Source organism: Variovorax sp. PAMC28562 (genome assembly GCF_014303735.1).
In the GTDB taxonomy this organism is placed as follows: Bacteria; Pseudomonadota; Gammaproteobacteria; order Burkholderiales; family Burkholderiaceae_C; genus Variovorax.
Genome location: NZ_CP060296.1, coordinates 2,089,104 through 2,102,005 on the forward strand (window position 1 = coordinate 2,089,104; position 12,902 = coordinate 2,102,005).

The following is a 12,902-nucleotide window of genomic DNA, read 5'->3' on the forward strand; positions in this document are numbered from 1 at the left end:
CCCATGAATGCACCCGTGCCCGCCCTTGCCCTTGAGACACCGGAGATCGACATCAGCGACGACCCGCAGTGGTATCGCGATGCCGTGATCTACCAGCTCAACGTCAAGGCGTTTTTCGATACCAACGACGACGGCGTCGGCGACTTCAAGGGCGTGACGGCCAAGCTCGACTATGTAAAGGATCTGGGCGTCAACACGATCTGGCTGATGCCGTTCTATCCGTCACCGCTGCGGGACGACGGCTACGACATTGCCGGATACGACGATGTGCATCCGCAGTACGGCACGCTGGCCGACTTCCGCGAAATGATGGCCGAGGCGCACAAGCGCGGCTTGCGCGTCATCACCGAACTGGTCATCAACCACACGTCCGACCAGCATCCGTGGTTTCAAGCCGCGCGCAATGCGCCGCCCGGCTCGCCCGAGCGCAACTTCTACGTGTGGAGCGACACCGACCAGATCTATCAAGGAACCCGGATCATCTTCACCGACACGGAGAAGTCGAACTGGACCTGGGACCCGGTTGCCAAGCAATTCTTCTGGCATCGCTTTTTCAGTCATCAGCCCGACCTGAATTTCGACAACCCGGCGGTGATGGAGGCGGTGCTGAAGACCATGCGTTTCTGGCTCGACATGGGTGTCGACGGGTTCCGGCTCGACGCCATTCCCTACCTCGTGGAGCGTGACGGGACCAGCAACGAAAACCTGCCCGAAACGCACGCCGTCATCAAGCAGCTGCGCGCCGCCATCGACGCCGAATACAAGAATCGCTTCTTGCTGGCCGAAGCGAACATGTGGCCCGAAGACGTGCGCGAATATTTCGGCGACGGCGACGAGTGCCACATGGCGTACCACTTTCCGTTGATGCCGCGCATGTACATGGCGATCGCGCAGGAGGACCGGCATCCGATCGTCGAAATCATGCAGCAGACGCCGGAGATTCCGGAAGGCTGCCAGTGGGCCATCTTCCTGCGCAACCACGACGAGCTCACGCTCGAAATGGTGACCAGCAAGGAGCGCGACTACATGTACACCATGTATGCCGCCGACATGCGGGCGCGCATCAACCTGGGCATTCGCCGCCGGCTCGCGCCGCTCATGGAAAACGACATCGATCGCGTCAAGCTCATGAACGGCATGCTGCTGTCGATGCCGGGTTCTCCGATCATTTATTACGGTGACGAAATCGGCATGGGTGACAACGTGTTCGTCGGTGACCGCAACGGCGTGCGCACCCCGATGCAATGGAGCCCCGACCGCAACGCCGGCTTCTCGCGGGCCGACCCGCAGCGGCTGTATCTGCAGCCGATCATGGACGCGATGTACGGATACGAAGCGCTCAACGTCGAGGCGCAGGCGCGCGACAGCAGCTCGCTGCTCAACTGGACCAAGCGCATGCTGGCGGTGCGCAAGACCAGCTTCGCCTTCGGCCGCGGCAAGCGCATTTTTTTGAAGCCGGGCAACCGCAAGATCCTCGCGTACCTGAGCGTCCACGAAGACGAAACGCTGTTGCACGTGTTCAACCTGTCGCGCGCTGCGCAGCCGGTCGAGCTCGATCTGTCGGCCTATAAAACGCGCGTGCCGGTCGAGATGCTCGGCCGCACCTCGTTCCCGCCCATCGGCGAGCTGCCTTACATGCTCACGCTGCCGTCGTTCGGCTTCTACTGGTTCCGTCTGGCGAGCGATGCCGCGATGCCGAGCTGGCACCAGGAAGAGGTGGCGCTGCAAGACCGGCCGACGCTCGTGCTGTTCGACGGCTGGACCAGCTTTTTCCGGGAGCGCGTGATGCCGTGGCGCATGGGCATGGCCGACCGCATGCGCGTGCAGTTCGAGACCGACACGCTGCCGCGTCACATCGAAATCCAGCGCTGGTATGCGACCAAAGGTACCGCCGTGTCGCGCGCCAGGCTGGCCGACTACGCTGTCTGGGAGATGCCGGGGTCCAGCTGGATGCTGCCCATCCTGAAGCTCGACGGACCGCCGGACGACGACACTTATTTCATGCCGCTCGCGCTTGCATGGGAAGACACCGAAGAAGAACGCGTCATGCGCCTGACGCCGGCCGCACTCGCCAAGATCCGGCAACAGGCCAATGTCGGCGTCATGGCCGATGCGTTCTACGACGAGCCTTTCTGTCGCGCTTTGGTGCAGGCGATCGAGGTCGGCAAGGAACTGACCACCGTCGGCGGCAAGATGAAGTTCAGCGCTACCGCCGCCTTCAAGGCTGCCAACATCGACGTGCGCGAGATGCCGGTGTCGCGCCCGAGTGCGATGAGCAGCAATACCGTCGTCACGCTGGACGACACCCTGTTCCTGAAGGGCTATCGCCGGCTGCGCGAGGGTGTCAACCCCGAGCTCGAGATGGGTCGTTTCCTGACCGATGTGGTGCACTACCCGAACTGCGTTCCGGTGCTGGGCGCACTCGAATACTTCGGCACCGATGGCAGCGTGATGACGCTGGCGCTGGTGCAGTCGCATGTGCAGAACCAGGGCGACGGCTGGGACTACACGCTCGGCTATCTCGAACGCTATCTGGAAGAGTTGCGTACCGCGGGCGCTGCAGCCGGCGCTGCAGCCGGCGAGGAGCTATCGACGGTCAAGGCGCATGGTGGTTTCCTGGCACTGGCTGCGATGCTGGGCAAGCGCACGGCTGAGCTGCACCTGGCGTTGGCCACGCGCACCGGCGATGCAGCCTTCGATCCCGAGCCGCTGGCGGCGGCGGACGTGGCCGGCTATCGCGACCGCGCCGTCGCCGAATCGAACAGCACGCAGGCCTTGCTGCGCGAACGCATCGGGCAGCTGCCGGCATCGGTTCAGGTCTATGCGCAGGCATTCCTGTCGAGCGGCGCGGCCCTGCAGACACAGCTCGCTGCAGCGCACGGTGCCTCGCAGGTCGGCGGCATCAAGACGCGCTACCACGGCGACTATCACCTGGGGCAGGTGCTGGTCACGGCCAACGACTTCGTCATCATCGATTTCGAGGGCGAGCCGGCCCGCACCTTCCAGGAGCGGCGCGCCAAGGGTTCGCCACTGCGGGACGTGGCCGGCATGCTGCGGTCGTTCAACTACGCACGCTGGTCGGCACTGCGCCGCATCGCGCAGACCGCTGAAGAGCTGGAACGGCTCGAGCCCGACGCCAAGGCCTGGGAGTCCGCAACGCGCGATGCCTTTTTGCAAGCGTATACGGCGACCTTGTCCGGCAAGGGCGCAGCACCGATCGATATCGAATTGCTCCGTCTGTTCGAAATCGAGAAGGCGCTCTACGAACTGCGCTACGAACTCAACAATCGCATCGACTGGGCTCAGGTTCCGCTGCAAGGCGTGCTGGCACTGATCGACTCGAACGCCGCGCGCTGAGGCGCGCTCGTTCCTTCACTGGAGAGACATCATGGAAAGCTTCGGCATCCAACTCGAACCCTTGCGCGCCGTACTGTTTCAGGTCGGTGCCTTCATCCCGCGACTGTTGATCGCCATCGTGGTGATCATCGGTGGCTGGCTCATCGCCAAGGTGGTGCGGCTGGTCGTCACCAAGGCGTTGCGCGCCATCAACTTCAACGTGCTCACGGAGCGCGCCGGGCTCGACAACTTCTTGCGGCAGGGCGGCGTGGCGAGCGACACCACTGCCATCTTCGGCATCCTGGCGTACTGGCTCGTCATCCTCGCGGCGCTGCTGATCGCCTTCAACGGCCTGGGCCTGACCTACATCACCGACCTGCTGGGGCGCGTGGTCTGGTTCGTGCCCAACGTGTTCGTCGCGCTGCTGGTGCTGGCCTTCGGCTCGTACTTCGCCAAGTTCGTCGGCGACACGGTGCTCGCCTATTGCCGCAACATCAAGCTGCAGGACGCGGCCTTCGTCGCCAAGCTGGCGCAATACGCGATCATGGTTTTCGTGGTGCTCATCGCGCTCGACCAGGTCAGGGTCGGCGGCGACATCGTGCGGCAAAGTTTCCTGGTGATTCTGGGCGGCATCGTTTTTGCACTGGCACTGGCCTTTGGCCTCGGCGGCAAGGACTGGGCGGCCGAACGCATCGAGCAGTGGTGGCCGCGTGACAAGAAAAAAATCAAGGACTCCATGGACGACAAGCTCCGATGAAAACCACTGAAACGACCAGAGCATGAAGCGCGGACACGCTATGCCTTTCGGCGCGACGGTGTTGGCCGAGGGCGGAGTCTCGTTCCGCCTGTGGGCGCCGTCGATGACACCTGTGGTCCTGGAGCGTGAGCCGCAGGGCGGTCATACAGAGGCGCCGGTCGAGCATCAGATGCTTTTGGGTACCGATGGGTTTCACTCGGTCACCGTCCCCGAGGCGAGTGCCGGCGACCTCTACCGCTTTCGCATGCCCGATGGATTGCGCGCGCCCGATCCGGCATCGCGCTACAACCCGAAGGATGTGCACGGCGCCAGCCAGGTCATCGACACGGGCGCCTATGACTGGCGCGACGAAGCTTGGCGCGGCCGCCCCTGGTCGGAAGCGGTGATCTACGAATTGCATATCGGCACGTTCACGCCCGAAGGCACTTTCACGGCGGCCACCGCCCGACTTGCCGCACTCGCCGAACTGGGCGTGACGACGATCGAGGTGATGCCGCTCGCCGACTTCCCCGGCCTGCGCAACTGGGGCTACGACGGCGTGCTGCAGTACGCACCCGATGCGACCTACGGCACACCCGACGAGCTCAAGGCGTTCGTCGACGCAGCCCACGGGTTCGGCCTGATGGTCTTGATCGACGTGGTCTACAACCACTTCGGGCCTGAAGGCAATTACCTGCATGCGTACTGCCCGCAGTTCTTCAATCCGGCGCACCAGACGCCATGGGGCGCCGCCATCAACTACGACGGCGAAGCATCGCGCACGGTACGCGACTTCTTCGTCCACAACGCGCTGTACTGGGTCGAGGAATATCACTTCGACGGTCTGCGCATGGACGCCATCCACGCCATCCGCGACGACTCGCCACAGCACATCATTCGCGAAGTGACAGAGAGCTTGCGCGCCGGTCCGGGGCGCACGCGGCACATCCATGTGGTGCTCGAAAACGAACTCAACGAAGCGTCGTTTCTGGAGCGTGACGACGATGGCCATCCGCGCGACGGCACGGCCCAGTGGAACGACGACCTGCACCACGCGGCCCACGTGCTGACCACTGGTGAAACCGACGGCTACTACGGCGACTACGCCGACGTACCGGTCGCGCAATTCGCCCGCGCGCTGGCGGAAGGCTTCGTCTACCAAGGCCAGCCTTCGCCTTACCGCGAAGGCGAGACGCGGGGCGAGTCGTCGATGCATTTGCCGTCGGCGGCCTTCGTATCGTTCTTGCAGACGCACGACCAAGTCGGCAACCGCGCTTTCGGCGAGCGCATTCATGCACTCGGCGACGAGGTCTTGCTGCACGCTGCTTACGCGTGCGTGCTGTTGTCGCCGCATGCACCGATGCTCTTCATGGGCGAGGAGTACGCAGCGTCGACGCCGTTCCAATACTTCTGCGATTTCGGGCCTGAGCTGGCCGATGCCGTGTCGAACGGTCGGCGCGAGGAGTTCGGTCGCTTCGCGACCTTCTCGACCGATGAAGCCCGAGCGCGCATTCCCGATCCGAACGCCGAGTCGACGTTCCTCGCGTCGAAGCTGCGATGGGACGAGCGTGAGATCGAACCGCATGCGCGGTGGTTGCGCTTCATCGGTGATTTGCTGGCCGTGCGACAGCGTGCGGTCGTGCCGCATCTGACGGGCCTGCGCGGTGCCGGCACCTTTTCGTGCGATGGAGATGGTGGGATTCTTCGAGTCGTCTGGCAGCTCGACGGAGAGCTTGCGGCGGCCACCACGCTCTATGTGCTGGCCAACTTCGGCCGCGACAGCGCTGACGGCATCGTCATGCCGCGCGGCCACATGATCTACAGGTCGGACGCAGAGCCGACCGGCGACGCCACCTTGCGCCTCGCGCGCGGTGGCGTTCTAGTCACCCTCGAGGAGCCTTCGAATGTCTAGTCCCCGCGCGCACAGCGACATCGAGGCCGTGCAGCGCCTCTGCGCGCACTTCGGTATCTCGACCGACTATCACGACGTGTGGGGCAACCACCATCGCGTCGCGCGAGAGCATCTCGTGGGCTTGCTCGCGGAGTTCGATGTGGTGCTCGACGACACGCTCGATGCGACAGCGGCACTCGATGCAGCTCAACGTGGCGACTGGTCCGAGACGCTGCCGCCGGTGCTGGCCATGCAGGCGGGCGCCGCCGAATGGTCCATCGCGCTGCGCCTGCCGGCGACCGCGCACCACGTGCGCTGGCGGCTCGAAGAAGAGGGCGGCGCAGTGCACAGCGGCGACATCGATGCGCGCGCGTTGCCCGACACCGCGTATGCGGAGCTCGATGGCACCGGCTGGTACGAACGTCGGTTGACGATGACGCTGCGTCTGCCCGCGGGCTACCACCGTTTCAGCATCGAGGGCGCCACCGCGCCGCATGGCGGAGCCGTCGCAGGCACTTCGACTGGCATGCCAAGCGGGCTCAATGTTCACGCCACGACACTCGTCATCAGCGCGCCCGAGCACTGTCATCGGCCGGTCGCACTGCAAGGCGATGGTCGTGTCTGGGGGCCAGCGGTGCAGCTCTATTCGCTGCGCTCGCAGCACAACTGGGGCATCGGCGACTTCGGCGATCTGGCGCAACTGGTCGGCATCATGGCCGAGCGAGGCGCCGACATCATCGGCCTGAGCCCGCTGCATGCGCTGTTCTCGCACAACCCCGCGCATGCCAGCCCGTACAGCCCGTCGTCGCGGCAGCAGATCAACGTGCTGTACATCGACGTGCAGGCGGTCGATGAGTTCAACGCGTGCGATCCGGCGCGACGCCTGGTGCGCTCGGCCAGTTTCCAGTCGCGCCTCGCCGACCTGCGAGCGGCATCTCTGGTCGACTATCCCGGCGTGGCTGCCGCCAAGTTCGAAGTGCTCGAACTCCTGTTCGCGCACTTCCGCGCGCAGCATGTATCGGCCGACGGCAAGAGCGCTTCGACCGATTCGCGCAGTACGCGTGGCGAAGCATTCTTCGCCTTTGTCCAAGAGCGAGGCGAGGCCTTGCGTCGGCATGCGCTGTTCGAGGCGTTGCAAGCGCACTTTCATCTGATCGACGACTCGATCTGGGGCTGGCCGGTGTGGCCCGATGCCTACCGCGACCCGGCTTCGCCCGAGGTCGCCGCATTCGCCTCGGAGCATGCCGATCGCGTGCTCTTCCATCTCTACCTGCAATGGGTCGCCGTCGAGCAACTGGTGCGGGTGAACTCGCGTTGCAAGGCGCTCGGACTCGGCATCGGTCTCTTCCTGGATCTTGCTGTGTCTGTCGATCGCGGAGGCTCCGATGTGTGGGGCGAGCCGTCGGCTTTCGGTGCTGGCGCCAGCGTCGGCGCGCCGCCGGACGAGTTCAATCCGAACGGCCAGAGCTGGGGCTTGCCGCCCTTGCGGCCAGACCATCTGCGCGCCAGCGGCTACCGCATCTTCATCGAGACCTTGCGCGCCAACATGCGCGGCGCGGGCGCCTTGCGTATCGACCACGTGATGGGGCTGATGCGCCTGTTCTGGGTGCCCCAAGGACGCACCGCACGCGATGGCGCTTATGTGCACTACGCGCTGCACGAGATGATGGCGATCGTCGCGCTCGAGAGCCAACGCAACCATTGCATGGTGGTGGGCGAAGACCTCGGCACCGTGGCCGACGAGATGCGCGCAGCGCTGTCCCGGTCCGAAGTGCATTCGTACCGGCTCTTGTACTTCGAGCGCTGGCCCAACGGCGACTTCAAAGCGCCTGCCGAGTACCCGCGTCATGCGCTGGTCGCCGTCAGCACGCACGACCTGGCCACACTGGCCGGCTGGTGGTCGAGCCACGACCTGCGCCTGCGCTGGCAACTCGGCTTGTTCCCCAATGAGCAAACCTTCGAGAAGCAATTGCTCGATCGTGCGCAGGAGCGCGTGCGCCTGCTGCTGGCGGTGCAGCATGCCGGCCTTCTCACGGGCGAGCAGGTGGCCGAGGCGACCGGCAGCCAGACCTTGCCGGCGCTCGCGGTGCAGGCCGTGCACCTGTACCTGGCGATGGCGCCCTCGGCGCTGATGCTGGTCCAGCTCGAAGACGCTCTGGGTTCGGTCGAGCAGGCCAACTTGCCCGGCACGACCGACCAGCAACCGAACTGGCGTCGCAAGCTGCCGATCGATCTCGATGCCGTCGGTGCCGATGGCGATGCGCGCAAGCTGTTCGACGCGATGGCCGGAGTGCGACCGCGTGCAGCCGTGGCGGGTTCCGCGATGGCCGCGAGCCTGCAGACACGCGTGCCGCGCGCCACTTACCGGCTCCAGTTCCACAAGGATTTCGGCTTCGACGATGCGGTCCGCATTCTTCCGTATCTCGCGCAGCTCGGCGTGAGCCATGTGTACTGCTCGCCGATCCAGCGGGCACGCGCGGGCAGCATGCACGGCTACGACGTGGTGGCGCACGACGAAGTCAATCCGGAGATCGGCGGTGCCGAAGGCTTCGCACGATTCATCGGTGCCTTGCGGCAGCACGGGCTCGGGCAGTTGCTCGACATGGTGCCCAACCACATGGGCGTGCTGGGCGCCGACAACGCATGGTGGCTCGACGTGCTCGAGAACGGCCAGGCGTCGCACTTCGCGCAACACTTCGACATCGACTGGCAACCGCTCAACATCGAGCTCACCGGCAAGGTGCTGCTGCCCGTGCTGGGCGGCCACTACGGCGAGGTGCTGCAGAACGGCGAGATCGCGCTGCGCTTCGACGCTGCCGAGGGCAGTCTGGCGCTCAACTACTTCGAGCATCGGTTTCCGCTGGCGCCCGAGAGCTATACCGATGTGTTGCTGGCTGCATCGCGACACGTCGAAGACGCCGATGTCGCAGCGGGTGCCGCGAGCATCGCGTCGGCCTTCGGCCATCTGCCGGGTCGCAATGAAACCGAGCCGCAGGCGCGCGCCGAGCGTGCGCGCGACAAGGAGCTGCTGAAGGCGCGTCTGGCGCGTCTGTGCACCAGGTCGCCGGCGCTGACGGAAGCCATCGCAGCGTCGGTCGACACGGTGAACAGCGATGACACTCGCGATCAGTTGCACGCGTTGATCGAAGCGCAGGCGTATCGCCTGGCTTACTGGCGCGTTGCGGCGGACGAGATCAACTACCGCCGCTTCTTCGACATCAACGATCTGGCCGCGTTGCGCATGGAGCGCGACGAGGTGTTCGAGGCCACGCAATCATTCGCGCTCGACCTGGCCGCAGCCGGCGTGGTGGACGGTCTGCGTATCGACCATCCCGATGGTCTGTACGACCCGGCGCGCTACTTCCTGCAATTGCAGCAAGGCTATGCGCGGCGGGCGCGCCTGACGTTGCCCGATGTCGATGCGCAGGGTCGACCGGCGCGCCCGCTCTATGTCGTCGCAGAGAAGATCGCGGCGGCCAACGAAGAGGTGCCGGAGAGCTGGCATGTGCACGGCACCACGGGCTACCGCTTTGCCAACGTCGCCAACGGCGTGCTGGTCGATGCCGCGGCGGGGCCTGAAGTCGAACGCATCTGGCGCGACTTCAGCGGTGTCGATGCGTGCTTCGAGGCGCTCTCGCATGTCGGCAAGCGCGACGTGATTCGCACCGCGCTGGCGTCCGAGCTCAACGTGCTCGCGACCGAGTTGGTGCGACTCGCGCGCGCCGATCGCAGCACGCGCGACTACACGCTCAACGCGCTGCGCCGCGCACTCGCCGAGGTCGCGGTGTGCCTGCCGGTGTACCGCACGTACTTCGTGCACAGCGCTTCGGAGCAAGACCAGCACTTCATCGCGCGCGCGGTGGAAGAGGCGCGGCGGCAGAGCCAGGACTCGGACTTGTCGGTGTTCGACTTCGTGCACCAGAGCCTGCTGGGCGAAGCCGTGCCGCTGGCATCGGCTGATCTGCAAGGGCGCGTGCACCACTTCGCGCGGCGCTTCCAGCAGTTCAGCGCACCGGTGTCGGCGAAGGGGGTCGAAGACACGGCCTTCTACCGTTACTTTCCGCTGAGTTCGCTGAACGAAGTGGGCGGCGAGCCGGGCACCTTCGGGATGACGGTGACCGAGTTTCACAGCGCCAGTGCCGACCGCGCGCTGCGCTGGCCGCACACCATGCTGGCGACGTCCACGCACGACAACAAGCGCTCCGAAGACGTGCGCAATCGCATCGACGTTCTTTCGGAAATGCCGGCTGCGTGGCAGGCCGCGTTGACGCGATGGTCGGAGATGAACCAGCGCGTGCGCGACCGGCTTCAAGCCGAAGGCGCGCCGAGCGATTCACCTTCGCGTGCCGACGAATACCTGCTCTACCAAACCCTGCTCGGCACGCTGCCGCCCGATGGACTCGAGGATGAAACGCTCGCGCCGTATGCCGAGCGCATCGTGCAATACCTCTTGAAGGCGGCGCGCGAATCCAAATCGCACACGCGATGGACCGCGCCCGACGAGGCCTACGAAGCGGCGCTCGAAGGCTTCATACGCGAACTGCTGGCCGGCGTTCAGGGCAACGTGTTTCTGCGCGATTTGCAGGCTTTTGGCGATACCGTGGCCTGGCTCGGCGCGTGGAACAGCATCACGCTGATGTTGCTCAAGTACGGCTCGCCGGGCGTTCCCGATCTGTACCAGGGCAACGAGTTGATGGACCTGAGCCTGGTCGATCCGGACAACCGCCGACCGGTCGACTACGACTGCCGGCAACGCTGGCTGCAACAGCTCGATGACTTGCCGCAAGGGCGGGGCCTGGCCGATGAAGTGGGCTCGCTGGCACGTGCACCGCACGATGGCCGGGCCAAGCTGTGGGTGGTGCGGCGCCTCCTGGCATTGCGTCGCGACAAGTCTGCTTTGTTCCGCGACGGCGGGTATGCCGCGCTCGGCATCGACGGTCCGAAGTCCGAGCATGCATTGGCGTTCGAGCGGCGGCTCGACGACGATGTGCTCATCGTCGCGGCGGTGCGCCGATTCGCAGGGCTCACTGCGACGACCGGGCCGGACAGCGGCGTACCTGCATTGCCGGGTGGCGAGGTCTGGCAGGGCACGGTGCTTCGTCTGCCGAATGCGCCTGAAGGCAGCGCGTGGGAAAACTTGTTGACCGGCGAACGCCTGGTCGTCGAGCAAGGCGCGCTGCAGCTCTCATCGTTGTTCGGCAAGTTCCCCGGTGCGGCGCTCGTGCCGTGGTCGGATCGTTCGGCCTGAAGCGTCGATGCTTCAGGAGATGCCGGGCGTCACAGCAAGTCGCTCGGCACGAACCAGGAGAAGAACAGCAGCTTGAGCCGCACGATCATGCTGGCCTCGGGCTCGTCGTTGAAGACGTCGCCCGTGCCGTCGGTGCTGAACCACTGAACCTGATCGGTGCCGGGCTTCAGCGCCAGCCGGTAAACCCCCTGTGCTTCGTCGATCTGGAACGCTTCGATCAGTTGGTGCGCAAGCTCGAAGCTTTGCACCCGCACGCCCAACTCGGTGTTGAGCCGGGCCGAGCGCGGATCGAAATTCATCGAGCCGACCAGCACCGATTCGCGATCGATCAGCGCAAGTTTGGCGTGCAAGCGGCCACGCGATTGTGCGAACGTCTTGCGCAAGTTGAGGCTGCGCTTGATCTGCGCCGAGCTGACTTCGTACAGCTCGACGCCGAGCTTGAGCATCGCGACCCGGTAGTTGTTGTAGTTGATGTTGACCAGTGGCTCGTCGGTATCGGCGAGCGAATTGGTTCCGACGGTCATGCTCACGCCGCGGTCGCGCAGCTGCCGCATCTGCGCGAGGCCCGCGTCGCCGGGAATGAAATAGGGCGAGATCACCACGATGTCCGAGCGGGCGCTGTCGAAGAGCGCGTGCGTGCGCTCGGCCAGCGTTTGCGGCGTGCTGAAGCGGCCGGTGATGGAGCTGCCGCTGCCTTCGTCGAGTGCCTTCAACGGACTGTCGGCGGCGGCTTGGGCGCTGGCACGGATGAGGTCGAGGCGGCCCTGCGCCAAGGCGACGCCGATGGGCGCATCGCCGAACATGTCGGCGTCGGGCACGGGCGCCGGTTCTGGTGCCGAAGACGGCGCAGTCAGCACGTCGAAGTTGGCGCGCAGCTGTTCTCGCGAGGCGTGTGGCACGGCAATGCGCGCCAACGAATAGACCACCTCGCTGTTCCAGTAGGTGTCGAAGAGCGCCGAAAGTTCGGTCACGACCGACCCGGCCATCATCAGGTCGAGGTCGATGAAGTTGTCGCCGGCACCGCGCAGGAAGTACTCGTCGGCGAGATTGCGACCGCCCGCGATCGCCATCGCGCCGTCGGCCACGAAGAGCTTGTTGTGCATCCGGTGGTTGAGTCGTCGGAACTCGCTTGCAAAGCTGATCCAGCGCGTCGCCATGCTCTCGCGGCCGGAAGCGAAAGGGTTGAACAGGCGCACTTCGACATTCGGGTAAGACGCCAGGCCGAGGAGCATCGGATCGAGGCCGCCCGTGTAGAAATCGTCCAGCAGCAAGCGCACCCGTACACCGCGCAAGGCGGCGTTACGCAGTTCTCGCAAGATCAATTTGCCGGTCTTGTCGTTGCCGAGCAGGTAGTACTGCAGATCGAGCGACGACTGTGCGCGGCGGATGAGTTGCAGCCGCGCATCGAGAGCGAACTCGGGTTGCGGCAAGGCACGAATGCCCGACAGCGCGGTGCTCCCGTCGGGAGGCTCGGCACGGTAGGGCGCGGTGAGGCGCCCCAGTTCGGTCGTGGTCGATACCGCGATTGCATGCACCGGTGGCGCGGTCGAGGGCGCGGGCAAACCGGCACAGGCGTTGAGCAGCAGCACGCCGAGGGCGAATGACCAGCGCCAGAGCGACGAGCCGCAGTGAAAGACGATGCGCATGCAGTTCCGGCGGTTGAAGACAATCTAGACGATGAAGGGGTCGGG

General features: G+C 65.2%; 5 protein-coding genes. 4 read left to right on the top strand and 1 reads right to left on the bottom strand.

Features of this window, described 5'->3' with window-relative positions:
- Window positions 1-3 precede the first annotated feature (3 nt).
- The 4 genes from treS to H7F36_RS09870 are packed head-to-tail and all read left to right on the top strand — an operon-like array spanning window position 4 to window position 11,211.
- Window positions 4-3,357 carry a maltose alpha-D-glucosyltransferase gene (gene treS / locus H7F36_RS09855; RefSeq protein WP_187054496.1) on the top strand — a complete coding sequence of 1,118 codons (3,354 nt, stop codon included), beginning with the start codon at window positions 4-6 and terminating at the stop codon, window positions 3,355-3,357.
- A 31-nt stretch (window positions 3,358-3,388) separates the two neighbouring features.
- Window positions 3,389-4,093 (top strand): mechanosensitive ion channel family protein, encoded by a 705-nt coding sequence (locus H7F36_RS09860; RefSeq protein ID WP_187054497.1) that lies wholly within the window; start codon window positions 3,389-3,391, stop codon window positions 4,091-4,093.
- A 22-nt stretch (window positions 4,094-4,115) separates the two neighbouring features.
- Complete coding sequence (gene treZ, locus H7F36_RS09865; protein ID WP_187054498.1) at window positions 4,116-5,984, top strand: malto-oligosyltrehalose trehalohydrolase; 1,869 nt, start codon at window positions 4,116-4,118, stop codon at window positions 5,982-5,984.
- Window positions 5,977-11,211 carry a malto-oligosyltrehalose synthase gene (locus H7F36_RS09870; protein WP_187054499.1) on the top strand — a complete coding sequence of 1,745 codons (5,235 nt, stop codon included), beginning with the start codon at window positions 5,977-5,979 and terminating at the stop codon, window positions 11,209-11,211. The genes treZ and H7F36_RS09870 overlap by 8 nt, the downstream gene beginning before the upstream one ends.
- Before the next feature lie 29 nt (window positions 11,212-11,240).
- On the opposite strand, the gene H7F36_RS09875 is transcribed toward H7F36_RS09870, so the two are convergent.
- Entirely contained in the window at window positions 11,241-12,857 is a 1,617-nt protein-coding gene (locus H7F36_RS09875) for a phospholipase D family protein (protein ID WP_187054500.1), read from the bottom strand.
- Window positions 12,858-12,902 lie beyond the last annotated feature (45 nt).

What these genes read in the sequence shown, in the direction of transcription:
- H7F36_RS09875 (WP_187054500.1), bottom strand. Translation starts at nt 12,857, where the DNA reads ATGCGCATCGTCTTTCACTGCGGCTCGTCGCTCTGGCGCTGGTCATTC.
- treS (WP_187054496.1), top strand. Translation starts at nt 4, where the DNA reads ATGAATGCACCCGTGCCCGCCCTTGCCCTTGAGACACCGGAGATCGAC.
- treZ (WP_187054498.1), top strand. Translation starts at nt 4,116, where the DNA reads ATGAAGCGCGGACACGCTATGCCTTTCGGCGCGACGGTGTTGGCCGAG.
- H7F36_RS09870 (WP_187054499.1), top strand. Translation starts at nt 5,977, where the DNA reads ATGTCTAGTCCCCGCGCGCACAGCGACATCGAGGCCGTGCAGCGCCTC.
- H7F36_RS09860 (WP_187054497.1), top strand. Translation starts at nt 3,389, where the DNA reads ATGGAAAGCTTCGGCATCCAACTCGAACCCTTGCGCGCCGTACTGTTT.